Annotated in this window: 26 protein-coding genes and 2 other annotated features; of the genes, 23 read left to right on the plus strand and 3 right to left on the minus strand. The window is 37.7% G+C overall.

What is annotated here, in order from left to right; genetic code table 11:
- Positions 1-167 precede the first annotated feature (167 nt).
- The 15 genes from ytaF to WQ54_RS13075 all read left to right on the plus strand — a co-directional run bounded on the left by ytaF (position 168) and on the right by WQ54_RS13075 (position 13,453).
- Positions 168-809, plus strand: a complete 642-nt coding sequence (gene ytaF / locus WQ54_RS13005; RefSeq protein ID WP_046517219.1) for a sporulation membrane protein YtaF — start codon at positions 168-170, stop codon at positions 807-809.
- Positions 810-830: 21 nt separating this feature from the next.
- Complete coding sequence (gene coaE / locus WQ54_RS13010) at positions 831-1,439, plus strand: dephospho-CoA kinase (RefSeq protein WP_046517221.1); 609 nt, start codon at positions 831-833, stop codon at positions 1,437-1,439.
- 293 nt (positions 1,440-1,732) lie between these two features.
- The gene (locus WQ54_RS13015) at positions 1,733-2,752 is read left to right on the plus strand and encodes a glyceraldehyde-3-phosphate dehydrogenase (protein WP_046517223.1); all 1,020 of its coding nucleotides are present in this window, start codon (positions 1,733-1,735) and stop codon (positions 2,750-2,752) included.
- 290 nt (positions 2,753-3,042) lie between these two features.
- Positions 3,043-3,423 carry an adenosylmethionine decarboxylase gene (gene speD, locus WQ54_RS13020; protein ID WP_046517225.1) on the plus strand — a complete coding sequence of 127 codons (381 nt, stop codon included), beginning with the start codon at positions 3,043-3,045 and terminating at the stop codon, positions 3,421-3,423.
- Positions 3,424-3,555: 132 nt separating this feature from the next.
- Positions 3,556-3,951 (plus strand): hypothetical protein, encoded by a 396-nt coding sequence (locus WQ54_RS13025; protein ID WP_046517227.1) that lies wholly within the window; start codon positions 3,556-3,558, stop codon positions 3,949-3,951.
- A 36-nt stretch (positions 3,952-3,987) separates the two neighbouring features.
- Positions 3,988-4,446, plus strand: coding sequence for a transcriptional regulator NrdR (gene nrdR / locus WQ54_RS13030; protein WP_046517230.1), 459 nt, complete (start codon positions 3,988-3,990; stop codon positions 4,444-4,446).
- Between the two features lie 74 nt (positions 4,447-4,520).
- Complete coding sequence (locus WQ54_RS13035; RefSeq protein WP_046517232.1) at positions 4,521-5,966, plus strand: replication initiation and membrane attachment family protein; 1,446 nt, start codon at positions 4,521-4,523, stop codon at positions 5,964-5,966.
- Between the two features lie 30 nt (positions 5,967-5,996).
- A complete protein-coding gene (dnaI, locus tag WQ54_RS13040; RefSeq protein WP_046517233.1) occupies positions 5,997-6,932 on the plus strand; it encodes a primosomal protein DnaI in 936 nt (311 codons plus the stop codon).
- 341 nt (positions 6,933-7,273) lie between these two features.
- On the plus strand, positions 7,274-8,098 hold the full coding sequence (ytxC, locus tag WQ54_RS13045; RefSeq protein WP_046517235.1) for a putative sporulation protein YtxC: 825 nt from the start codon (positions 7,274-7,276) through the stop codon (positions 8,096-8,098).
- Positions 8,099-8,658: 560 nt separating this feature from the next.
- Positions 8,659-10,596 carry a threonine--tRNA ligase gene (gene thrS, locus WQ54_RS13050; RefSeq protein ID WP_046517236.1) on the plus strand — a complete coding sequence of 646 codons (1,938 nt, stop codon included), beginning with the start codon at positions 8,659-8,661 and terminating at the stop codon, positions 10,594-10,596.
- 496 nt (positions 10,597-11,092) lie between these two features.
- Positions 11,093-11,219, plus strand: a sequence feature (ribosomal protein L20 leader region).
- Positions 11,220-11,299: 80 nt separating this feature from the next.
- Positions 11,300-11,821 (plus strand): translation initiation factor IF-3, encoded by a 522-nt coding sequence (gene infC / locus WQ54_RS13055; RefSeq protein WP_197089596.1) that lies wholly within the window; start codon positions 11,300-11,302, stop codon positions 11,819-11,821.
- A gap of 20 nt (positions 11,822-11,841) precedes the next feature.
- Positions 11,842-12,042 carry a 50S ribosomal protein L35 gene (gene rpmI / locus WQ54_RS13060; protein WP_046517244.1) on the plus strand — a complete coding sequence of 67 codons (201 nt, stop codon included), beginning with the start codon at positions 11,842-11,844 and terminating at the stop codon, positions 12,040-12,042.
- A 31-nt stretch (positions 12,043-12,073) separates the two neighbouring features.
- Positions 12,074-12,433 (plus strand): 50S ribosomal protein L20, encoded by a 360-nt coding sequence (gene rplT / locus WQ54_RS13065; RefSeq protein ID WP_046517245.1) that lies wholly within the window; start codon positions 12,074-12,076, stop codon positions 12,431-12,433.
- A 99-nt stretch (positions 12,434-12,532) separates the two neighbouring features.
- Complete coding sequence (locus WQ54_RS13070) at positions 12,533-12,802, plus strand: DUF1294 domain-containing protein (protein WP_046517247.1); 270 nt, start codon at positions 12,533-12,535, stop codon at positions 12,800-12,802.
- Positions 12,803-12,850: 48 nt separating this feature from the next.
- The gene (locus WQ54_RS13075) at positions 12,851-13,453 is read left to right on the plus strand and encodes a TVP38/TMEM64 family protein (protein ID WP_084822025.1); all 603 of its coding nucleotides are present in this window, start codon (positions 12,851-12,853) and stop codon (positions 13,451-13,453) included.
- 128 nt (positions 13,454-13,581) lie between these two features.
- Here the strand turns inward: WQ54_RS13075 and WQ54_RS13080 are convergent, their stop codons facing one another.
- Entirely contained in the window at positions 13,582-13,974 is a 393-nt protein-coding gene (locus tag WQ54_RS13080) for a hypothetical protein (RefSeq protein WP_046517249.1), read from the minus strand.
- A 122-nt stretch (positions 13,975-14,096) separates the two neighbouring features.
- On the opposite strand from WQ54_RS13080, the gene WQ54_RS13085 reads away from it, so the two are divergent.
- Together WQ54_RS13085 and WQ54_RS13090 are read left to right on the plus strand one after the other, a co-directional pair.
- Positions 14,097-14,585 carry a dUTP diphosphatase gene (locus tag WQ54_RS13085; RefSeq protein WP_046517250.1) on the plus strand — a complete coding sequence of 163 codons (489 nt, stop codon included), beginning with the start codon at positions 14,097-14,099 and terminating at the stop codon, positions 14,583-14,585.
- Positions 14,586-14,668: 83 nt separating this feature from the next.
- Entirely contained in the window at positions 14,669-15,754 is a 1,086-nt protein-coding gene (locus WQ54_RS13090) for a M42 family metallopeptidase (RefSeq protein ID WP_046517252.1), read from the plus strand.
- Positions 15,755-16,032: 278 nt separating this feature from the next.
- On the opposite strand, the gene sspI is transcribed toward WQ54_RS13090, so the two are convergent.
- The gene (gene sspI, locus WQ54_RS13095; protein ID WP_046517254.1) at positions 16,033-16,245 is read right to left on the minus strand and encodes a small acid-soluble spore protein SspI; all 213 of its coding nucleotides are present in this window, start codon (positions 16,243-16,245) and stop codon (positions 16,033-16,035) included.
- A gap of 113 nt (positions 16,246-16,358) precedes the next feature.
- On the opposite strand from sspI, the gene WQ54_RS13100 reads away from it, so the two are divergent.
- The 3 genes from WQ54_RS13100 to pheT all read left to right on the plus strand — a co-directional run bounded on the left by WQ54_RS13100 (position 16,359) and on the right by pheT (position 21,210).
- A complete protein-coding gene (locus WQ54_RS13100; protein WP_046517256.1) occupies positions 16,359-17,111 on the plus strand; it encodes an RNA methyltransferase in 753 nt (250 codons plus the stop codon).
- Between the two features lie 49 nt (positions 17,112-17,160).
- Positions 17,161-17,450 (plus strand) — a binding site (T-box leader).
- 195 nt (positions 17,451-17,645) lie between these two features.
- The gene (gene pheS, locus WQ54_RS13105; RefSeq protein WP_046517258.1) at positions 17,646-18,680 is read left to right on the plus strand and encodes a phenylalanine--tRNA ligase subunit alpha; all 1,035 of its coding nucleotides are present in this window, start codon (positions 17,646-17,648) and stop codon (positions 18,678-18,680) included.
- Positions 18,681-18,795: 115 nt separating this feature from the next.
- Entirely contained in the window at positions 18,796-21,210 is a 2,415-nt protein-coding gene (gene pheT / locus WQ54_RS13110; protein WP_046517259.1) for a phenylalanine--tRNA ligase subunit beta, read from the plus strand.
- Positions 21,211-21,288: 78 nt separating this feature from the next.
- Here the strand turns inward: pheT and rnhC are convergent, their stop codons facing one another.
- Positions 21,289-22,227 (minus strand): ribonuclease HIII, encoded by a 939-nt coding sequence (gene rnhC / locus WQ54_RS13115; RefSeq protein WP_046517261.1) that lies wholly within the window; start codon positions 22,225-22,227, stop codon positions 21,289-21,291.
- Positions 22,228-22,361: 134 nt separating this feature from the next.
- Here rnhC and zapA point away from each other — a divergent pair, with 134 nt between their 5' ends.
- The 3 genes from zapA (at position 22,362) to polX (ending at position 25,007) form a co-directional block, all read left to right on the plus strand.
- Complete coding sequence (gene zapA / locus WQ54_RS13120; protein WP_046517263.1) at positions 22,362-22,619, plus strand: cell division protein ZapA; 258 nt, start codon at positions 22,362-22,364, stop codon at positions 22,617-22,619.
- 9 nt (positions 22,620-22,628) lie between these two features.
- Positions 22,629-23,168 carry a CvpA family protein gene (locus WQ54_RS13125; protein ID WP_046517265.1) on the plus strand — a complete coding sequence of 180 codons (540 nt, stop codon included), beginning with the start codon at positions 22,629-22,631 and terminating at the stop codon, positions 23,166-23,168.
- 111 nt (positions 23,169-23,279) lie between these two features.
- Positions 23,280-25,007 (plus strand): DNA polymerase/3'-5' exonuclease PolX, encoded by a 1,728-nt coding sequence (polX, locus tag WQ54_RS13130; RefSeq protein WP_046517266.1) that lies wholly within the window; start codon positions 23,280-23,282, stop codon positions 25,005-25,007.
- The last annotated feature ends 251 nt before the right edge of the window (positions 25,008-25,258 follow it).

A 25,258-nucleotide genomic window follows, 5' to 3' on the forward strand; every position in this document is an offset into this window, starting at 1 on the left:
AAAAAGATGGGTGTCTCAAAAGGCTCTCCTTCTAATAAACTCGATTTATCGTGTTGAGAGGAGATGACTCTTTTGCTTTGGCACCATTTTTTTATCCCTTCTTTTAACACTATCTAGGCGATTGTCATACACTATGTTAGCAATCAGAAGGAAGGGGCTAGGCTAATATGGTTCAGTTTGCATCACTTTTATTATTAGCATTCGCAGTAAGCTTAGATAGCTTTTCAGTGGGCTTTACTTATGGCTTGCGCAAGATGGGAATTCCATTTAAATCCATTTTGATTATTGCATGCTGTTCTGCTGGAACACTGTTACTAGCTATGATGGTTGGCGATCTTATGACAAGGATTTTTCCCGTCTATGTAACAGAAAAGCTTGGTGGGTTTATTCTGCTTTTTATTGGTGCATGGGTTTTGTTCCAATTTTTTAGACCAGCAAAAGAAGTCCAAGAGGATGAAGCAGAAAATGAAAAAACGCTCATCAATTTCGAAATTAAAACCCTTGGAATTGTAATCAATATACTTAAAAAACCGATGTCAGCAGATATTGATAAGTCGGGAACAATAACAGGTATTGAAGCTTTTCTACTCGGTGCTGCCCTATCACTTGATGCATTTGGTGCCGGGATTGGCGCCGCTTTACTGGGCTATTCTCCTGCTATTATGAGTATTTTAGTAGCATGTATGAGCTCGTTGTTTGTATCAATCGGTATTAAATCAGGCTATGTTTTTTCGAAATTCACTTGGATGGATAAATTTTCTTGCCTGCCAGGGATCATTCTAATTATGATAGGAATATGGAAATTATAAAGATTATGGAGGCAAGTCACTGTGACAATTGTAATTGGTTTAACAGGAGGTATCGCAAGCGGGAAAAGCACAGTATCAAACATCATTAAAAATGCAGGAATTCGAGTGATAGATGCTGACAAAATTGCCAGAGAGGTAGTTGAAGTGGGTAAGCCTGCCTACAAACAAATCATAGAAACATTTGGCCAAGATATGTTGCTTAAAGACTTAACACTTAATCGTGAAAAGCTTGGTGCGTTAGTTTTTTCAGATGAAGCGAAACGCCAGAAATTAAATCAAATTGTTCATCCTGCTGTTCGTCAGGAAATGCTGAAGCAAACCCGACAAGAAAAAGATCTACAGGCAAAAGCGGTAGTATTGGATATTCCTTTATTGTTTGAAAGCAATTTGACCCATATGGTGGATAAAATAGTTTTAGTTTTTGTAACTCAGGAAACACAGTTAAAACGATTAATGGAGAGAAATGGTTATACTAAAGAGGAAGCGATGATGAGAATTCGTTCTCAGATGCCTCTTAAAAACAAGGTTAAGCTTTCCGATGAAATAATTGATAACAATGGTTCGATCGAAGAAACCACTGTACAGATCAACAGATTATTGATGAAATGGGGAATATATAAAGAAGACTAGTATTAGTCTTCTCAGGCTGCCGAGAAAGTCCCGGCAGCTTTTTTAAATCTTTACTCTACAACATATAAGTTCAATTAATGTGTAAATAGCTGTATGTTGTGATAAAAATTTCTACATAGCCTATTAAAAAATTTGGGGGGATTTTTACGAAGACTAGTATTAGTCTTCTTTTTTATGTGCAAAAAGCCTAAATTAAAAAATGATGATAATAAATATCGCTTTTTCTGATATATGTGTTATACTATATTTATAAATAAGTTAATTAGTATGACATATATGAGAGGGGATATATGATGAGAGCCACAATTGCAATAAATGGTTTTGGTCGTATTGGGAGAATGGTATTTCGTAAAGCGATGAAAGAAAAGATGAACATTATAGCGATAAATGCAAGTTATCCGGCAGACACGCTAGCTCATTTAATTAAGTATGATACAAATCACGGTAAGTTTGATGGCGATGTCATTGCAATGGATGATTACTTGCTTGTAAACGGAAACAAAATTCTGCTTATAAATGAGCGTGATCCCAAATTTTTACCATGGAAAGCTTTAGGGATTGATATAGTGATCGAAGCAACAGGTAAATTTAATTCAAGAGAAAAAGCAATGCTGCATATAGAAGCAGGGGCGAAAAAGGTCATTTTAACCGCCCCAGGAAAAAATGAGGATGTTACAATTGTAATGGGAGTAAATGAGCAGCAATATGATCCAGAGCAGCACATGATTATTTCAAATGCTTCCTGCACAACTAATTGCCTCGCACCGGTAATAAAGGTGCTGGATGATTCGTTTCAGATTGAAAATGGCTTAATGACAACCGTTCATGCATATACAAACGATCAAAAGAACATTGATAATCCACATAAGGATTTACGCAGAGCAAGAGCCTGTGCACAATCAATTATTCCAACAACGACAGGTGCAGCCAAGGCTCTTTCTCTGGTGCTGCCACATCTAAATGGGAAGCTCCATGGAATGGCATTGCGAGTCCCTACTCCAAACGTCTCCTTAGTGGATTTAGTGGTTGATGTCAATACAAATGTTACCGTTGAAGATATAAATAGAGCCTTTAAAAAAGCAGCTAATGGCGATTTAAAAGGAATTCTTGATTATACAATTGAACCATTAGTATCAATTGATTTTAATACAAATCCACATTCAGCGATCATTGATGGTTTATCTACTATGGTGATTGAATCACATAAAATTAAGGTATTAGCATGGTATGACAATGAATGGGGTTATTCATGCAGAGTGATTGATCTTGTGAAGTTTGTTTCTGAAAAAATGGCAAATTTATTGGAGGTTTAATACTCCTTCATTTTTGGGTATAACACAGACAATATAAGGTATGATAACAAGTGGGTCACCGTCTTCTTTATTCACCCTTTAACTATTTACAAAGTTTTTTGAAAAAGTGTGTTGCAAAACATAACTAAACAAAGTATACTATTTTTCGTGAACTTCTTATAAAAGCCAAGGTATTTGGGCTACTTAAAGGGTTAGGACCTCTTTGGACTAACTTTCCCCCGTGGTAGTTTAACATATGCCATTTTGCGAAGAATTCATGTGAAAAAATAGTTAGAGGGGGATCCATGAATATGGAAACAATGGGTAGACACGTAATCCAGGAATTATGGGGTTGCGATTTTGATAAGCTGAATGATATGGATTACATTGAAAAAACGTTTGTAAATGCTGCTTTAAAATCTGGTGCAGAAATAAGAGAGGTTGCTTTTCACAAGTTTGCTCCACAGGGAGTGAGCGGTGTTGTTATCATCTCTGAATCACATTTAACAATCCACAGTTTTCCTGAGCATGGATATGCGAGCATTGATGTTTACACTTGCGGTGATTTAGACCCGAATATTGCTGCAGATTATATTGCAGAATCTTTAGGTGCACAAACTAGAGAAAATATTGAAATTCCAAGAGGAATGGGACCTGTGCAAGTAAAACAAACTCAAGCAAAAGCTCTTTAATTTTAAAACAAAATTCCCGAGGTGCTGATTATTTAATCTGCACCTCTTTTTATTATCGGAAAATTTCAGTATGATAGAGTTAGAATAACTTTTGTACATTCCGAAAAATATACAATAAAGGGGAAAAAGAGTATGAGTTTTATGAATAAGCTAAAAGATTTCTTCAGTACACACCAAGAAACACGTGAAAATCATTATAATCCAGATTTGAAAAGCCATTATTATAAAACTACATATAAAAATGCATTACAATCCGTAAAATCATTAATCGAGCAGACACCTGGGATGACAGTCACCTCGGTGTCAGAGGACCGCGGTGAAATGAGTGTAACAATTGACAGTCCAAGAAAGGCTTTCTTAATTGTAACGGTCGTTTCTGTCCGTCCGTTTGAAACAGCTGTTGATTTTACGGCGACAACAAATACATTTTTACCAACAGACTTTGGCTATAGTAAAAAGATTATTCTCCAGCTTTATAAAAAGCTTGACTCAAAAGAAAACTTTGTTGGAACTGGGAAAAGTAGCTAATTCATTAATTTTAGATGATCGATTGGAGCTGGTTAGATGAAATGTCCTTCGTGTCAGCATAATGGTACAAGGGTTTTAGACTCAAGACCTGTAGATGAAGGCAGATCAATTAGACGCCGCCGTGAATGTGAGGAATGTCAATATCGTTTCACCACTTTTGAAAAGGTCGAGGAGTTTCCTTTAATTGTTGTCAAAAAAGAAGGAACAAGGGAAGAGTTTAGCCGAGATAAAATCTTAAGAGGATTAATCAAGGCTTGTGAAAAAAGACCGGTACCTTTACAGCAATTAGAGGATATTGTCCACGATATTGAAAAAGAGCTTAGAAATCAAGGTGTGTCGGAAGTAAACAGCGAGCTTGTTGGTGAAATGGTCATGGACAGGCTGGCAAGAATTGATGAGGTTGCTTATGTCCGTTTTGCTTCTGTTTACCGACAATTTAAAGATATTAATGTTTTTATCGAGGAATTGACAGATTTAATAAAAAAAGTAAGATAGAAGAGCTACTGAAGATTTTCTTCAAGCTCTTTTTTCAGTGTGGAAATATAATTAGTCATGGAAGGTTGAAAAAGATGGAACAGCATTGGAAGGAATTGCTTGCAATTGATCGATATACGGTGAAAAGCAGCTCAGTCCTTCAGGACTTAGATAGAAAGATTTTAACTTTATTATATCAGCCATTACTTGGTTCTAAATGCTTTAGCCTTTATATGACATTATGGGGTGAGCTGGAACAAAATCGGTTATGGGGTGAAGAAATGACACACCATAGTTTAATGATGATCATGCAATGTAATTTGCGTGAGATTTACCGTGAACGTTTAAAGCTTGAAGGACTTGGTTTATTAAAAACCTACTTAAGTGAGACATCGGAATTTAAACGCTATGTTTATGAGCTTCAGGCACCATTGCGGCCAAATGAATTTTTTCAAGATGGCGTATTAAATATATATCTCTATAATAGAGTAGGAAAAAATAAATTTGCACAACTAAAACGCTTTTTTTCCGATCAGCAAATTGATCATGAGATGAAGGATATAACAAGATCCTTTAATGAAATTTTTGATTCAGGCCAATCGGTTGATATGATTGCTCGAGTTAATGAGGAAACATTGGCAGATCTGTCATTAGCCGATGACCGAGATTATATGCAAACTACGAAGCGTGCGGAAATGGATATCTCTGATGATGTGTTTGATTTTGAGTTGTTTTTTACAGGGCTTTCTGAGGCGATTATTCCTAAAAAGGCGATTACTCCTTCAGTCAAGGATGTGATAAAGAAGCTCTCTTACTTGTATGGGATAAATGCGGTAGATATGAAAAACGTGGTTATGAATAGCATTGATCAAGACGACATCATTGACATCGAGCTACTAAGAAAATCTTCCAGGGATTGGTATCAATTTCAATATGGTGATACTTTGCCAGGGCTGCTAGATAAAACACAGCCACAGCATTTACAAACAACGATTGAAAAGAAGCAGCGGACAAAAGAAGAAGAAATGATTTACCAATTAGAAACGATCTCACCGCGACAGTTTTTAACCGATGTTTCCGGCGGTCGTCCTCCTGCTGTTGGAGATATGCAAATCATTGAAGAAGTTATGCTCCAACAAAGACTTGAGCCGGGAGTTGTAAATGTTCTTATTTACTATGTCATGTTAAAAACAGATATGAAACTTACAAGAGCGTACGTTCAAAAGATCGCAGGACATTGGACGAGGAAGCAAATTACAACAGTCAGAGCTGCAATGGATCTTGCCAAACATGAACATAGACAGTATCAACAGTGGGCAGAAGAAAAAGCAACAAAGAAATCAACATCCGCTAAAAAGGCTCCGATTCGAAAAGAAATGCTTCCTTCTTGGTTAAAGGAAGATGACAACGATGAGTCAACCAAGGATGAAACAAAAGACAAAAATGAGCAATTGCACATAGACCAAGAGCAATTTGAACTAGAAAAACAGAAATTATTTGATCGGATAAAAAAATATAAGGATAATAAAAGCAATACGTAGTCTTGCTAGATAGAAAGCGTGGTGAAGGAAATGGATCATTTGAGTAAGTCAATTAGAAATCTAACCAACAGACCTGACTTTAAAGATCGCTATAATACTGTAAAAAAACAGGTATTAAATAACGAAGAGGTACAAGCTTTTTTAACCAATCACTCATCTGAAATTGAGGAGGGAATGATTGACAGAAGTCTTGTAAAACTGCTGGAATTTATAAACCAAAGCAAAAATTGCCAGGGTTGTCCTTCTTTATCAGAATGTAAAAATTTAGTGGAAGGCTATCATCCGCGTTTGGTTATCCAAGGGAAAATCATTGATCTTCAATATGATAAGTGTCCAACGAAAGAAGCATATGATGAACGGAAAAAACATGAGTCTTTAATAAAAAGCATGCATATCCCAAAGGATATTTTGGGGGCTTCTTTTGATCAAATTGAGGTGGACGAGCCGAACCGCTTTAAGGCGATCAGTCTTGCACAGGATTTTGTAGAACAATACAATAGCGGAATCCGTTCAAAGGGATTGTATTTATATGGTTCTTTCGGTGTTGGAAAAACTTATATTTTAGGGGCGCTTGCTAATGAGTTAGCTTCACATAAAGTTTCCTCCATGCTTGTCTATATGCCGGAATTTATGAGAGAGCTGAAAGGATCCCTTCAAAATTCGGCCTCATTAGATGAAAAATTAGATGCTGTTAAAAAAATTCCGGTTCTTATGCTTGATGACATTGGAGCTGAATCAATGTCAAGCTGGGTGAGGGATGAAATAATTGGGACGATATTGCAGTACCGGATGCTTGAAAATTTACCAACATTCTTTTCGTCTAATTTTAATTTAAAACAGCTTCAACATCATCTGGCTGTATCTCAACGAGGTGAAGAAGAACCAGTTAAAGCTGCAAGGATCATGGAACGTATTAAGCATATGGCAATCCCTATTGAGTTAACTGGAAGAAATCGAAGAGATTAGCTTCACATTTTTTAAGTACCTGCCATTTATATGGGCAGGTACTTTTTTGCTATAAGCCTATCCTTTATAGTTATATGAACTCGTTCAAGCGAGGCTGTCTAAGCTTTAGTACACAGTAATAAAAAATTTTGGATAGTTTTGAAGGCTACCTGCAAGTGCCTTGGTTTATGATCTAGTCAATAGGAATCGAAGTCAAAGAACATCTCGATTTCTATTTAACTTATCACCTATAAATGGGCATCTTGCGCTTTTTCTTATGAAATTCTTGGTTTCTTTACTTCTAATTATTCGTATTCCCCCATATACATAGAATCAGGTGTTGGCAAATAGGGGGGACAAACATGCTTGAGATTTTATTTGGGTCTCCGAAAGAGGCGAATGTTATATTTTCAATTTTTCGTACTTTATGCAAGGATTTTGACACTGATCTGCAAATGATCAATCAACAATGCATAAAAATCACCCCAAAAAAGTGGGATATTTCACTTGAGAATTTAGTTATACCTGGACTTGTTCAATTTATTCTTGACCATAAAGAACAGCAAATGATGTTAATGATTCTAAAGGAACATTATTTTTTTCTCGAAGAAGAAGAGCAGCAGCAAATCATACATATTGCACAGTCAATTATAGAAGGGGAACGTAAGGATATTCCAGGGGTTCAATCTTTCTTTCCGCGTTATGTCATCCTGCGAGATGCCCTTCAAGAATTTTTACGTCCGGATTTGTATTTCACTTTTTCCTCTTTTCAAAAATTTCGCTTGCATGAATATACCGCTAGATTACGTGAATATGTTGAGACAGCAATTGAGGAATATAAGCTTGAACAAGAATATCAAAATTTTATCCAAAGCTTACGTGATTATCTTATTAATCGTGATAGTAAGCTGGAGTTACTTTCTATTGTTCAAGATACAGAATACGCTGTATATAATTCTGAAGATCTAAAAGTGACTGAAGATGAACTGGAAGCCTATATTGATCAGACCTTTGTCTCTCAGCATCCCATGTATATTGATACAAAGCTATTAGCTCCCATCGTTTCCATCGCTCCCAAACGGATTTCCTTCTATACAAATAATCCTTTTGACGGTATGGTGCAAACGATACAAAATATATTTCAAGAGAGAGTAACGGTACATAGATTAAGTGACTTCAACAAATGAGAAAAATGTTGGAGAGCCTATCTTGATTTTAAGATAAAAACACTTTATAATACGAGATAATTGAAATAAGTAACAGTAATGATAAGGACAAGAGTTTGTTTTTACGGTTCTCAGAGAGGGAAGGATATGCTGAAACCTTCCTAACACGAAGAACAAATTTACCACCTTTAAACTTCAGTTGTGAACGGAAACCCAAGTAATGACTGACGGACTTCCCGTTATCGATGTTAAAGCCATACATAGATGCACACGCTATTCTTTCTTTTGCGTGGATGGGTGATGACTCATCGTCTTAAAGATATGGGAACAAGGGTGGAACCACGATCCATTGACAATGTTTTTTAACTCGTCCCTTTTTTGGGGGCGAGTTTTATTTTTTTTGGAGCAAATTTATTGACAAAAAAGCGACGGACATAGTGCCGTGTCTAGCTCCAACGCCTAGGTCCTCGAGCCATAAGCCACTCATGAATTGAGGTAAAGAACACCTTCTATTCATGAGCGTCTCATGCTTTTCGAACCTGAACAAGGCGATTCCGCTTTTATATAAGGAGTGAACAAGGATGTCAGACGTTATAAAAATTGCGTTTCCAGACGGAGCTGTAAAGGAGTTTGCAAAAGGTACAACAACTGAAGATATTGCGGCATCCATTAGCCCGGGATTAAAGAAGAAATCTCTTGCAGGGAAGCTTAATGGACAGCTAATTGATTTACGTACACCAATCTTAGAGGATGGAGAAATTGAAATTGTAACCCAGGATAGTGGTGAAGCACTAGAAATTATGCGCCATTCAACAGCGCATTTAATGGCGCAAGCGATTAAGCGCCTATATAAAGATCAATCAGTAAAGCTTGGAATTGGTCCAGTTATTGAAAATGGTTTTTATTATGATATTGATATGGAAAATGCGATTACACCTGAAGATTTACCACTGATTGAAAAGGAAATGAAGAAAATTGTAAATGAAAACCTTGAGATTGTTCGTAAGGAAGTAAGCCGTGAAGAAGCAAAGAAAATCTATGAGGAAATCCAAGATCCTTTAAAGCTTGAGCTTCTTGATGCTATTCCAGAAGGTGAAGCTGTCTCCATTTATGAACAAGGTGAATTTTTTGATTTATGCAGAGGTGTCCATGTTCCATCAACAGGAAAAATCAAGGAATTTAAGCTGCTCAGCGTAGCAGGTGCATACTGGCGTGGAGACAGCAAGAATAAAATGCTTCAGCGTATCTATGGAACTGCCTTTTTCAAGAAAAGTGATTTAGATGAGCATCTTCGTATACTTGAAGAAGCGAAGGAGCGTGACCACCGTAAGCTCGGGAAGGAACTAGGTTTATTTACTACTTCACAAAAGGTTGGTCAAGGTCTTCCGCTTTGGCTGCCTAAAGGTGCGACAATCAGACGTATTGTTGAGCGTTACATTGTTGATAAAGAAGAGCGTTTAGGCTATCAACATGTATATACTCCGGTCTTAGGAAGTGTTGAGCTCTATAAAACATCTGGCCACTGGGAGCACTACCAAGAGGATATGTTCCCTAAAATGGAAATGGACAATGAAGATTTAGTGCTTCGTCCTATGAACTGCCCGCATCATATGATGGTCTATAAAAACGATATTCACAGTTATCGTGAATTGCCTATTCGTATCGCCGAGCTGGGAATGATGCACCGTTATGAAATGTCAGGTGCTTTAACAGGGCTGCAGCGTGTTCGCGGAATGACTTTAAATGATGCCCATATTTTTGTTCGTCCTGATCAAATTAAAGAAGAATTTATCCGTGTTGTAAGATTAATTGAAGCTGTATATAAAGACTTCGGTATTGATAAATATTCGTTTAGATTATCATATCGTGATCCGGAAGATAAAGAAAAATACTTTGATGATGACAACATGTGGGAAAAAGCACAAAGCATGTTAAAGGATGCTATGGATGAATTAGGCCATGATTACTATGAGGCAGAAGGCGAAGCAGCGTTTTACGGGCCAAAGCTTGATGTACAAGTAAGAACAGCTCTTGGTAAAGATGAAACACTTTCAACTGTTCAACTGGATTTCTTATTACCAGAACGTTTCGATCTAACATATGTTGGTGAAGACGGCAAACAGCATCGACCGGTTGTTATCCATCGCGGCGTTGTATCAACAATGGAGCGCTTTGTAGCCTTCTTAATCGAAGAGTATAAAGGGGCATTCCCAACATGGCTTGCGCCCGTACAAGTACAAGTCATTCCTGTATCCCCTGCAATTCATCTTGATTATGCTAAACAAGTACAAGAACAATTGCAAGATGCCGGATTACGTGTTGAATTAGACGCACGAGATGAAAAAATCGGATATAAAATTCGTGAGGCACAAATTCAGAAAATTCCTTACATGCTTGTTGTCGGGGACAATGAGATTGCAGAAAAAGCAGTAAATGTCCGCAAATATGGCGAGCAAAAGTCAGAAACTATTGCATTTGACCAATTTATCGAAGGTATTAAGAGTGAAGTGAAAAGATAAGTCCATTTTGTTGGTAATGTAGTTTAGTGCAAGCGCCTTGTTCCCAAGCAGATCAAGGCGCTTAACTTTTTTCTCGAAGATTATAAATCCAATTAAGGGCTTCGACATCCAGCTCCAGCACCTAACCCGCAAGTCCAGCCACTCAGGAATTGATGACAAAGAACGTCTTCTATTCTGTAACGTCTTATGCTTGTCGGGGCTGATCAAGGCGCTTCCGCTATTGTTTAATGAAAAAATAAATTTTTTTGTACATAGTTTTGGTGTCTAGCTCCTCGAGCCATAAGCCATTCAAGAATTGAAGGTAAAGAACACCTTCTATTCTTGAACGTCTTATGCTTGTCGGAGCTGATCGAGGCGCTTGCGCTTTTCAATAAAAAACTATTGCAACAATACTATCCTTTTGATACAATAACAAATGTTGTTAAAACATATAGTACTTACTTGCAAGATCTTTGTTATGGTGTTATAATGTTCAAGGTAATTGAATAGTCTTTCATATAACAAGTAGAAGCACCCGCTTCTCACCTGATTGACACATCCGTATGTAGTTGACAGGTTACGATGAACTTTTTTGTATACAATCGTAGTGTGGGTGTTTCATGCATCCACACTTTTTTATTTATTTAAAATAAAAAAGTGTGGAGCTAAACAATTCGGATTTGAAAAACTACTATTCAGTTTGAGAAAACCTTGGAGGTGGCTAATTATTAGCAAAGATATGATGGTAAATGACGGAATTCGCGCACGTGAGGTTCGTCTGATCGGTGCCAATGGAGATCAGCTTGGAATTAAATCTCGTCAAGAGGCTTTAGAAATTGCTGCAAGAGCTAATCTTGATTTAGTTTTAGTAGCACCAAATGCAAAGCCTCCTGTATGCCGCATCATGGATTACGGAAAATTCCGTTTTGAACAGCAAAAGAAGGAAAAAGAGGCGCGTAAAAATCAAAAGATCATCAATTTAAAAGAGGTTCGTTTAAGCCCGACAATTGATGAGCATGACTTTAATACAAAGCTTCGAAATGCACGTAAGTTCTTAGAAAAGGGCGATAAAGTAAAAGCTTCTATCCGTTTCAAAGGACGTGCAATAACTCATAAAGGAATTGGTCAGAAGGTGCTTGATCGATTCTCTGCTGAATGTGCGGACTTAAGTACGATTGAATCACATCCTAAAATGGATGGACGTAGCATGTTCCTAGTTTTAGCACCGAAAAATGAAAAGCAATAATACTTAAGGAGGAATCCCTTATGCCAAAAATGAAAACTCACCGTGGAGCAGCAAAGCGTTTCAAAAAGACCGGTTCTGGTAAACTTAAACGTTCACATGCTTACACTAGTCACTTATTCGCTAACAAGTCTACAAAAGCTAAACGTAAATTACGTAAATCAACTTTAGTAAGCAAAGGCGATTTCAAACGTATTCGTCATTTATTAGACAACATTAAATAATCGGAACATCGTAATATAGGAGGGAATTTACATGCCAAGAGTAAAAGGCGGTATCGTTTCACGTAAACGTCGTAAAAAAGTATTAAAATTAGCTAAAGGTTATTTCGGTTCTAAACATAGATTATACAAAGTTGCTAACCAACAAGTAATGAAATCATTAATGTATGCTTACCGTGACCGTCGTCAGAAAAAACGCGACTTCCGTAAGCTTTGGATTACTCGTATCAATGCAGCTGCACGTGTAAATGGTCTTTCTTACAGCCGTTTAATGCACGGTTTAAAGCTTGCTGGTATTGAAGTTAACCGTAAAATGCTTGCTGATTTAGCAATTGCAGATGAAAAAGCATTTGCTCAATTAGCAGACGCTGCTAAAGCGAAACTTAATCAATAATTGATCGATTGATAAAGAGCTGACTCCATTAAGGAGCAGCTCTTTTTTCGTTTCCATATGGTATAGTAGGGAAAAAGAATTGAAGGGAAGACGTACATAATGATTTACATAATAAGCTATTATTTGCTAATCAATCTTATAAATTATTTCTTTATGGGTGCTGATAAAAAACGGGCAAAGCGCGGGGAATGGAGAATAAAAGAAGCAACATTGTGGTGGCTTGCATTAGCCGGCGGTGCATTAGGAGGACTTATCGGAATGAATAAATTCCGTCATAAAACAAAGCACACCTCGTTTGTGATCGGTTTTCCGGTCATTACTATTTTACATGTCTTTCTTTTTATCTATTTAATCATTAAGTTAGCATAAAGATCATTTATTTTCGTAAAATGATATCGACACACTTCTGCATCAGGAATGACAACCAAGAAAGTGGTGATGACGATTGAACTAGCTGCATCATCAATGTTAACGGCAATTGAAACGACTGGATATTTTGCGCCGTTAGTATTTATTTTATTTCATCTCATTAGGCAATTTCTGTTGATCCCTGTAGTTGTCGTGTGCATAAGCGGAGGGCTGTTATTTGGGGCTGAATTAGGTTCGCTGTACTCGGTGATCGGTCTTACAGGTTCAAGTATTATCTTTTATTTTATGGCAAGATTATTCCCAACACTTATGAATCGTTTTGTGAAAATGAAACAAAAATGGTTTGGAGAATATACCAACCTATCGATTGGCCAAATTATGATTTTACGTATGATTCCCTTTGTTAACTTTTCTCTTATTTCGTTATGTATTATCGAAAGGGCTAAGAACTTTCAGCGTTACACAAAGCTTTCGTTAGTAACTCATATTCCTTCTGTGTTTTGTTTTACATTTTTAGGGGCTTTGATTCAAACGCTATCCCCAGTCGTGTTACTGATTATATTCATCGTATTGGCTTTTTTGGTATATTTTTTAAGAGAAAAAAAGGTATTGATTAAATGGAACGATTTCTTTGTAAAACAAAAAGCATAATGGAACCACAAGGTATGACCCCTCCCACATACATCAAATATAGGGTTTTTTGGCTGTTTTACTTCCTGTATATCGTGGTATAGGGGTCTGACCCTTTGCTTTTGTGACGGCATCTTTGTTTAACTTACTTATAGATCCCGTTTCCTCATCAATTCTTCCTTAATCGGACTTTTCCATTCAATTCTAGCATCAGGATACTTTTCCTTGACTTGTTGTTCAATATAACAAATATCTTCTCGGGTTATTTCCTTCAACCTGTGAATAGAGTTCGTCCATATTAAAATAGAAAAGACTTCGAACGAATTTGGGGCTGTACCAACATATTTTTCCCCTTCAAAATATACTCCTTTATAGGTAATCAAAAAGTTTTTGCGAACATCTTTTTCATCTAAAAAGAAAAATTGTTTTTGTTCATGTGCCAGTTTAAGCTTTCTCCTCGGATTAAAATAATATTTAAGCCCCGAATAAAGAAGGAAACAAATGAAAGCAAGCAGCAATAATCGTAAGATAAGCACAAACATATAAACCCCTCCTGAGGGCAATTTTTCCATATATACGTCTTAGTGTAGAAAAAGGTTTCAAGTTTTTTTCAATTTGATATAATTTTTTAGTACATAGGTAAATGGAACGGAGGGATTTTGCAATGAAGTTTACATCATTATTTGAAATGCAGCATAAACTGGACACAAAAATTGAAACACAGCACCAATTGGAAAACGAGTCACTTATTGAGCGAAAGATACTGGCATTATTAGTAGAGGTAGGGGAGCTTGCAAATGAAACGAGGTGCTTTAAATTTTGGAGCTTAAAGCCGCCAGCCCCGATTGATGTGATTTTAGAGGAATATGTAGACGGGATTCATTTTATTTTATCATTAGGATTAGAAATAAATGTCGACCCTTCACTCGAGCTTGAAGAAATTCATGCAGAACGCAGTGCTACAGAACAATTTTTAAATGTGTATCAAACAATTACTGCTTTTAAAGACAAGCAAACGTTGCAGCTGTATAAAAAAATGTTTGAAGGATATTTGCATTTAGGTCATCTTCTAGGTTTTTCAATGGAACAAATTGTACATGCATATGTTTCTAAAAACGAGGTTAATCATGAAAGACAAAAACAAGGTTATTAATTATATTCATGTAGATAATTCGTTTAAAATAGCCAGTTTATAATATAATAGTAAAGATATGGTTAACTAAAGGAGGCCGCATAATGACAAAGCTTGATGAAACCTTAACGATGTTAAAAGACTTAACAGATGCTAAGGGGATACCTGGTAATGAACGAGAAGTTCGAGACGTCATGAAAAAATACATAACAAATTATGCTGATGAAGTGTTCACAGACAATTTAGGCAGCTTGGTTGCAAAAAAGGTTGGAAAGCATAACGGTCCAAAAATCATGATTGCGGGACATTTAGACGAGGTTGGTTTTATGGTCACACAGATTGATGACAAGGGTTTCCTGCGCTTTCAAACAGTTGGAGGCTGGTGGTCACAAGTAATGCTTGCCCAACGTGTGACGATCGTAACAAAAAAAGGTGATGTAACAGGTATTATTGGCTCTAAGCCGCCTCATATACTTCCGCCTGAAGCCCGTAAAAAGCCGGTTGAAATTAAGGATATGTTTATTGATATCGGGGCATCTAGCCGTGAAGAAGCAATGGAATTTGGGGTTATGCCAGGAGATCAAGTCGTTCCTTATTTTGAATTTACTGTCATGCCAAATGAAAAAATGCTCCTTGCGAAAGCGTGGGATAATCGTATAGGGTGTGCGATTGCGATTGATGTACTCAAACATTTAAAAGATTCAGATCATCCAAACGTTGTCTATGGAGTAGGGACAGTTCAAGAGGAAGTTGGATTACGCGGAGCTCGTACATCTGCTAACCTTATTAAGCCTGACATTGCTTTTGGGGTTGATGTTGGGATTGCTGGGGATACACCAGGGGTTTCAGAGAAAGAGGCAGCAAGCAAAATGGGAGAAGGTCCGCAAATTGTCTTATATGATGCTTCAATGGTTTCTCATAAAGGATTGCGCGACTTCGTAACAGATACGGCTGATGAATTAAATATTCCATATCAATTCGAGTCATTGCCGGGCGGGGGAACTGACTCAGGTGCGATTCACATTTCAGCTAATGGGGTGCCTGCACTTTCCATTACGATCGCTACCCGCTATATTCACTCACATGCTGCAATGCTTCATCGTGATGATTATGAAAATGCAGTAAAATTAATAACAGAAGTCATCAAGCGATTGGACCGTGAAACGGTTGATAAAATTACGTATGAGTAATAAAAAAAGATGAAAAAGGGTCTGTACCCAAAAACACTAATTTTTCGGAACTTCCTGCTATGATAGGTTCCATAGTGTGTGTTGGGGCTGACCCTCTTTTTTTATAAGGCTCTTTTCTAAAAGATCGTTGTTTAAAATAGGTTCAATGACAAAAACTGTTTAAGGTTGAGTGGAACTGGCTGCAAGCGGAAAACGGGCAACTCTTGCTGCAATCAACCATTCCGTATTACATGGTAAATAGGAACAAGGTTTGTGAAACAGTCTTTTAAATAGCCCTTTTATTGCTTTTTTAACCCTTGTTCTAATGTTGAGAGCATTTCTTCTTTATCCTGCTCGGTTGCATTTTGCCAAATGACTTCAAATAACACCCCTAGGCCTGGAAGCATTTTTTCTTCCCCGCTTTGAATGGCGTCAACAATAGTATCTTCTAATTGATCCTGAGTATTTCCAGTTACATTTGCGATTACTGCATGGCGTAAATTTAAATTCATGTAGATTCCCTCCTTAATTTATACTTGCTTCTAGGATTAGCGTTTGTTAAATGCATGAGAATTATGTATGATTGATAGGAGATAATGGAATTGTACGTAAAAGGAGAAATACAGTGAATCGCATTGAGTCAGTTAAAAATCCAAAAGTAAAGCAATGGAAAAAACTTCATACAAAAAAGGAACGGGAAACAACAGGCACGTTTATCATTGAGGGTCAGCATTTAGTTGAAGAGGCATTAAAAAAGAAGGAAATCATCACAGATCTTATCGTTTCCGAGGAGATAACACTTCCTTCCCATTGGAATGTCGATCAATTGAATATAACGATCGTTACAAAGGAAATTATGAAGGCTATTAGTGATACAGAAACTCCACAAGGAGTAGCAGCTATTTGTGAGGTTTATTCGCATGATACTGCCCATGATTGGAAAAAGATCCTTCTCGTTGATCGAGTGCAAGACCCCGGAAATTTAGGAACTATTATAAGAACAGCAGATGCTGCAGGTATTGACGGAATCATAATAGCTGAAGGGTCGGTTGACCACTTCAATTCAAAGGTTATTCGATCAAGCCAAGGTTCGATCTTTCATTTGCCAATCGTTAAGGGGAATGTACTTGAATGGCTTGAGGCATACCGTGAAAAGCAGCTTCCAACATACGGCACCTCTTTGCAAAATGGAGTAAGCTATCGTGAAGTATCACCGTCTGAGTCGTTTTGTCTTTTGATTGGTAATGAAGGCAGCGGTGTTGCCAGTGAGTTGCTGACTAAAACCGACAAAAACCTGTATATTCCAATTTATGGTGGAGCAGAATCATTAAATGTTGCGGTTGCAACAGGAATTCTTCTTTATCATTTGAGGGCGTAAGTTGCAGGAACAATTTGTTTTGATTATAATAAGATAGAAATTACATATGAAAGAAACGATGACAGAGACTAGTAATTTACAATTTATCCAATCAGGGAAAAAGTGCCGTAGACTGAAAGCACTTTATGGAATTGTGTAAATGAATTCACCTCTCGAGTTGATACTTGGACCGTATTAGAGATTTTCGTAGGAAAGGTTTTCGAACTTAGAGCACTTCTATAAAAACTCTAAAACGTAAAGGTGTTCCGGTTTTTACCGTTATTCAAATGAAGTGAGCAGTGCGAATCAGTTTATGCACGGCTAACAAGGGTGGTAACGCGAATTCAACTCGTCCCTTTTTAGGGGCGGGTTTTTTATTTTGCAATAAAGAGCCATTCATTTGACATTTGTAATTAAGTTTAGCTACAGCGTATAGTACCTCTAAGGTCCAGCCACTCATGAAATAAAGGGAGAAAACAGCTCTATTTCATAACCGTCTAATATGCCTTAGGTTGGTCAAGGCGCTCTCGCTTTTCAAATAAAGGAGGAAGAAACATGCAGGAGCAATTAAAACAGCTTCAACAAGAAGCGCTTGAAAAGGTTGAACAAGCGCAGGATTTAAAAGCATTGAATGACATTCGCGTAGCTTATTTAGGGAAAAAAGGTCCGATCACAGAAGTTTTGCGCGGTATGGGAAAACTTTCAGCCGAAGAACGTCCGGTAATGGGTGCCCTAGCGAATGAAGTGCGTGAAGTTATTGCAACATCGATTTCAAGCAAACAGGAGCGTTTAGAGCAATTAGCTGTTGAACAAAAGCTTGCAAAGGAAACAATTGATGTGACGTTGCCTGGAAGACCTGTTAAAGTTGGAAATCACCATCCGTTAACAGCGGTACTTGAGGAAATTGAAGATTTATTCCTTGGAATGGGATATCAAATTGCTGAAGGACCTGAAGTAGAAACAGATTACTTTAATTTTGAAGCGTTAAATCTTCCTAAAGGACACCCGGCGCGTGATATGCAGGATTCTTTCTATATTACAGAAGAACTGCTATTGCGTACGCATACATCACCTGTACAAGCAAGAACAATGCAAAAGCATAAAGGCCAAGGTCCGGTGAAAATTATCTGCCCTGGAAAGGTGTACCGTCGTGATAATGATGATGCTACACATTCCCATCAATTTACGCAAGTTGAAGGTTTAGTTGTTGATGAAAACATTAGCATGAGTGATTTAAAAGGAACTCTTGAAGTATTTGCCAAGAAAATGTTCGGAGAAGAGCGAGAAATTCGTTTGCGTCCAAGCTTCTTTCCATTCACTGAGCCTTCAGTAGAGGTAGATGTATCTTGCTTCTCTTGTGGAGGAAAAGGCTGCAATATATGTAAGAAAACAGGATGGATTGAAATGCTTGGAGCCGGGATGGTACATCCAAACGTTCTTGAAATGGCTGGCTTTGATTCAAAGAAATACAGCGGATTTGCATTTGGAATCGGTGGAGAACGTATTGCCATGTTAAAGTACGGAGTCGATGATATCCGTCATTTCTATACAGATGATGTCCGTTTCTTAAAACAATTTAAACGAGTTTAAGAGCAAAAGCGGAAGCGCCTTGATCAGTGACGTGTGAACTGGAACTGGATGTCGATCGCTTATCCCAAGTATAAAAATATAAGTTAATTCATAACAAAATTAGGAGGTTATGAACGTGTTTGTTTCATATAAATGGTTAGCCCAGTATGTAGATTTATCAGGGATTACGCCTGATGAATTAGCGGAAAAAATTACCCGCAGCGGAATCGAAGTAGAAGGTGTTGACGTATTAAACGAAGGCTTAAAGGGCGTTGTTATAGGTCATGTTCTTGAGAAGGAACAACATCCTAATGCTGATAAGCTGAATAAATGTCAAGTTGATTTAGGAAACGGTGAAATTGTTCAGATCATTTGCGGTGCAAAGAATGTGGATAAAGGTCAAAAGGTTGCAGTTGCAACAGTAGGGGCTGTTCTGCCAGGGAATTTTAAAATTAAGAAAGCAAAGCTTCGCGGAGAAGCTTCCAACGGAATGATCTGTTCATTACAGGAGCTGGGAATTGAATCTAAGCTTGTCGCAAAGGAATATTCAGAAGGTATTTTTGTATTCCCTGGCGATGTAGAAGCAGGGGCTGATGCGCTTGAGCAATTAAATCTTGATGATGCTGTTCTTGAACTGGGCTTAACACCAAATCGAGCTGATGCCTTAAGTATGCTGGGGGTTGCCCATGAAGTTGCGGCTATTTTAAATCGCGATGTGAAGTATCCTGAAATATCATTTGAGAGCATTGGTGAGAAAGCTTCAGATGCAGTGACAGTTAAAGTTGATGCAGCTGAGGATAATCCGATTTACACAGCAAAGGTAGTTAAAAATGTAACCATTGCCCCATCTCCATTATGGATGCAAACGCGTCTGATGGCAGCAGGGATCCGTCCCCATAATAATGTCGTTGATATAACAAACTTTGTTCTTTTAGAATATGGTCAACCATTACATGCTTTTGACTATGATCGCTTCGGATCAAAGGAAGTTGTTGTTCGCCGAGCAAAAGCTGGAGAAAAAATGATAACGCTTGATGATCAAGAGCGTACATTAACGACAGAACACTTAGTCATTACCAATGGTTCAGAGCCTGTTGCCTTGGCTGGTGTAATGGGCGGTTCAAATTCTGAAGTTCAATCAGACACGAAAACCATTCTCTTGGAATCTGCATTATTTAATGGACAAAGAATTCGGATTGCTTCCAAGGATCACGGATTAAGAAGTGAAGCAAGTGCCCGTTATGAAAAAGGAGTTGACCCTAATCGTGTTTTTGCAGCAGCTGAGCGTGCAGCACAGTTAATTTCCTTATATGCAGGCGGAGAAGTGCTTGAAGGTACGGTTGAAGTTCAATCAGCCTCTTTTGAGCCTGCAGTTGTTCAAACAACAATTGAAAAGGTAAACCGAGTTCTTGGAATGTCTATTTCGGCTGAAGAAGTGAAGTCTATTTTTGAACGTCTTCAATTCGGAGTAGAGGTTGACAACTCAACAATCACTGTCACAGTTCCAACTCGCCGCGGTGATATTTCGATTGAAGAGGATTTGATCGAAGAGGTTGCAAGGCTTTTTGGTTATGACAATATTCCAACAACGTTGCCGGTGGGGCAGGCATTCCCGGGCAAATTGACGGATTATCAACATAAGCGCCGTAAAGTACGTCGTTACTTAGAAGGTACGGGTTTATATCAAGCCATAACTTATTCATTAACGAGCGAAGAGAAAGCGGCAAAATATGCACTTGAATTCTCAGAATTAACCAAACTGGCTTTGCCAATGAGTGAAGAACGCAGTGTACTAAGATTAAGCCTTATTCCAAATTTATTAGAAGCGTTAAAGTACAATGTGGCAAGACAAATTGATCAAGTTGCTTTATATGAAATTGGCTCAGTTTTCCTTTCACAAGGCAAGGATACCCAGCCGCTTGAGAAAGAACGATTATCAGCTGCAGTTACGGGTTTATGGCATTCACATTCTTGGCAAGGTGAGAAAAAACCAGTTGACTTCTATGTCGTAAAAGGAATCATTGATGGATTAGCAGATCTTCTAGGATTGACAAATCAATTTCAATATAAGCAAGCAAAACGTGAGGGCATGCACCCAGGGCGCACAGCTGAAATTTTCCTTGGTGAAAAGCTGGTTGGTTTTATCGGCCAAGTCCATCCATCTGTACAAAAACAGTTAGACTTATTAGAAACCTATGTATTCGAGCTTTCATTAGTTGATTTGTTAACGGTTGAGATTGAGGAAACACGATTTGAAGTGATTCCGCGTTATCCATCCATTACAAGAGACATCGCACTTGTTGTAGAAAGGGACGTTGTAGCGGGAGATATTAAACAGATAATTACCCATGCTGGCGGTACCATGCTTAAAGAAGTATCTGTTTTCGATCTTTATGAAGGAGATCGTCTTGAAGAAGGCAAGAAATCAGTTGCATTCTCACTTCGCTATTTCGATCCAGAGCGAACGTTAACAGATGAAGACGTAACAAAAACACATGAAAACGTGTTGAAGGCAGTAGAAGAGAAATTTGGTGCTACCTTACGCGGATAAAGAACTAGAGTTGTTTAAAAAAGGATCAGTGCTCTCTCGAGGGGGACTGATCCTTTGGTTTTAAAACAGCTCTTTTCTTTATTTTTTCGCTAATTTCAATGCCTTGTCTGTATTCGCGAAATGCTTTTTAGTAATTGATGCCAAAAACTGATTTCCTCTTTTTTGAATGATTTTTGCAGCTGCAATATCTACATGAGCTCCAGCACCTTTTGGAAGGGTAAAGCCTGCCAACTCTGATAAACGTTCAAACTCTTTTACAAACGAGTATCTGGCAATTATCGAAGCAGCGGCAACTGCTAAATGGATCCCTTCCGCTTTTGTTGAAAAGTAAATATTTTCTTTTACAACATTTTTCCCTTGCAAATGCTTAAAGTAAATAGCTGGATCAACAAACTGATCAATTAATAATCCATCAGGTTTTTCAGGAGCTATTTTGCTAAGAAGATGGTTAATGGCTTGATTATGTAATAAGGCCTTCATTTTACCTTGTGACATTCCCTTCTGCTGCAGTTCATTGTATTTCTCGTTATGTAGCACAAGTAAGCTATATGGGATTGTTTGAATTAAATCTTTTGCGATTTCGATAATTTGCGGATCCTTTAAATTTTTTGAGTCCTTTACCCCCAGCTCGTGGAGTAAAGGAATTTGCTCTTTTTTAACGTAAGCTGCAACCACTGTCATTGGTCCAAAAAAATCACCTGTGCCAACCTCATCAGATCCAATGATGGATAAGCTTGAAATATTTGCTGGCGGCTGGAAACCGGTTGATGTTTTCTTTGCTGAAGTTAATACAGGATTTTGAGCAGGTTTACTTTGAGTTTCCCATTTTAAAGCCTCTTCTTCTCCTTTGCTTCCTTGAAACAAAACCTTTCCCGATTTGTAAGCAGTAATGGTGCAACCATTCACTTTTGCCGAAAAAACAGCACCTTGAGGGGCTTTTGCTGTTTTAGCAGAGGTATAATGTGTTTCCATTTTATTAATCGTATCAGTCGTTACTTTAATCACTGTGTTTGCCATCATGACATCCTTTCATCTTCTAAAAATAGTAATGGAATCCCGCAAAATCAATCGAAATATCGATCTTCTTCACATTTCCTAAAGCTTCATGTTATGATAGAGTGTAGGATTTGCAGGAAATGGAGGATTTATCGTTGTCAAATCGCCCTAAATCGAAAACGATAGTAGATATATATGGTCAACGATTCTCAATTGTAGGTGCAGAAAGCACCAGTCATATTCGTGCAGTTGCTTCAATTGTTGATGATAAAATGCGAGAGATTAATAGTAAAAACCCTTCTCTTGATATAAATAAGCTTGCTGTTTTAACAGCGGTTAATGTAGTTCACGAATACTTAAAGTTAAAAGAAGAGTATGAAAAACTAGAGAAGCAAATAATAGAAAAGGATTGAAGCTAAGAAATGCTAGATTTAGTACTATTTATTATTCTATTATTCGGAATCCTAGTCGGCTTAAAACGCGGTTTTATTCTTCAATTTGTACATTTAACCGGGTTTATCGTTGCATATATTGTAGCATATCAGTATTTTGATGATCTTGCACCGAAATTAAAGCTGTGGGTTCCGTATCCTGTAACAAGTGAAGGTCCGGCCATTTTAACCTTACTAAATGGTGATAATTTAGAAGGAGCTTATTACCGTGCAGTTGCTTTTGTTATATTATTTATAGGAACAAAGATTGTTATGCAAATCATTGGTGCTATGCTGGATTTTGTAGCATTGCTGCCAATCTTAAAGCAGTTAAATAAATGGGCAGGTTCAATTTTAGGATTTTTAGAATCCTATCTCGTGCTATTTATTTTACTATTTATTGGTGCACTCATTCCAATTGATCAGCTTCAACAAGCATTAGATCAATCATTGCTAGCGAATTTGATCGTCAATCATACACCGTATTTTTCAGATAAGGTAAATGAACTATGGATTCAGTACATGTCATAACTTCTCTCACGCATAGAGAAGTTTTTTCTATTCGCTAAATGATGTTTGTAAAAATTGTACTTTTTCTATAAATATTTGTATCATTTTGATTAACGAGGTAGAGGTGAAAACATGGCTATTCATAAAAAGAACGTTATTCGTTTATTGGAAAAAATTGCAGTATTAATGGAGTTAAAGGGCGAGAACCCGTTTAAAATAGCAGCGTTTCGAAAAGCTGCCAATGCACTTGAAATAGATGATAGAAGCTTGGCTTTAATAGATGATTTTACTAAAATTCAGGGAATTGGCAAGGGAACCTCAGCCGTTATTAAGGAGTATATAGAAACTGGGAAATCAGAAGTGATGGAGCAATTGCAGAAAGAGGTTCCAGCGGGGCTGCTGCCATTATTAAAGCTACCGGGTTTAGGCGGAAAAAAAATTGCTAAGCTTTATAAAGAATTACAAATAGATAGTGTTGAAGCTTTAAAGCAGGCTTGTGAGGAGAATAAAATTCAAGTGCTGGCAGGCTTCGGGAAAAAAACAGAGGAAAAAATATTAGCAGCAATCGAGGAAATGGGAAGTCGTCCTGATCGTCTTCCATTAGCCTTTATGCTGCCAATTGCAGAGGAAATTGAAGCATATCTCAGGCAATGTGAATGTATTGAGGGATTTTCAAAAGCAGGCTCTCTCCGACGTATGAAGGAAACAATCAAGGATTTAGATTTTATTATTTCAACAACAGAACCTGGGAAGGTTCGGGATCAGCTGCTAGCTATTTCTGCTCTATCTGCAATTATCGCAAATGGTGATACAAAGGTTTCCGTTCAATTAAGCTATGATTATGAAGTAAGCGTGGATTTTCGCATTGTTAAGCCTGAGGAATTTGCAACAACACTTCATCATTTTACAGGTTCAAAGGATCATAATGTGAGGATGAGGCAGCTTGCAAAAGAACGCGGAGAAAAAATCAGTGAATATGGTGTAGAAAACATTGAAACAAATGAAATAAAAACATTTGCTACAGAAAGTGAATTTTATGAGTACTTTAATCTCCCGCACTTTTCACCAGAAATTCGGGAAGATGGTACAGAGGTGGATCTATTCAACAAAGAAATGAGGTTAATCCAATTAGAGGATATTAAAGGTGACCTGCATATGCATTCTACTTGGAGCGATGGTGCATTTACGATAAGAGAAATGGTGGAGGCCTGCCGCAAAAAAGGATATAGCTATATTGCAATAACTGATCACTCTCACTATCTAAAGGTTGCAAACGGGTTAACACCAGAGCGTCTTAGAGCGCAACAGGAAGAAATTAAGGCCTTAAATGAGGAGTATGATGATATAACTATTCTTTCAGGTGTAGAGATGGACATTTTGCCAGATGGCACATTAGATTATGATGATGAGCTATTAAGTGAGATGGATCTTGTGATTGCTTCGATTCATTCGAGCTTTTCTCAACCTCGTGAAGTAATTATGAGTCGTTTAAAGAAAGCCTTGGAGAACAAACATGTTGACATTATTGCTCATCCAACTGGCCGCCTAATCGGGAAGCGAAACGGCTATGATGTGGATATTGATATGCTGATTCAACTAGCCAAGGAGACGGATACTGCGCTAGAATTAAATGCAAATCCTCATCGTCTTGATTTAAGCGCTGAACACGTACGAAAGGCACAGGAAGCGGGGGTAAAGCTTGTCATTAATACAGATGCGCATAATACGGATATGCTGGAAGATATGAGAGTGGGAGTCGCTACTGCTAAAAAAGGCTGGATAATGAGTGATAATATTATAAATACATGGGAGATCGACAGTCTGCAGGCATTTTTAAATAGACATCATAAAGAATGCTGAAATATGATTTTGTGCTAGAAATAATTGATTTAAAGAGCTTTTTTTCAAACTTAATTGTTTCTTTAGCTGCAAGATCCTTGTCCTTTCTGAAATGATAGGGGAGCAGTAGGTTATATTGTAATGGATAGAATGACTTTTTACCTAGTTAAAAGCCTGCTTTGTCCTATACTATATGAAAACTCATAGTAAAAACTGCTTTACGTTGATTGGGGCATAAGTCACAAGACTCCAGAGGGAGCAGCAGGACAGTT

It is taken from the genome of Bacillus sp. SA1-12 (genome assembly GCF_000981385.1).
Lineage (GTDB): Bacteria > Bacillota > Bacilli > Bacillales > Bacillaceae > Metabacillus.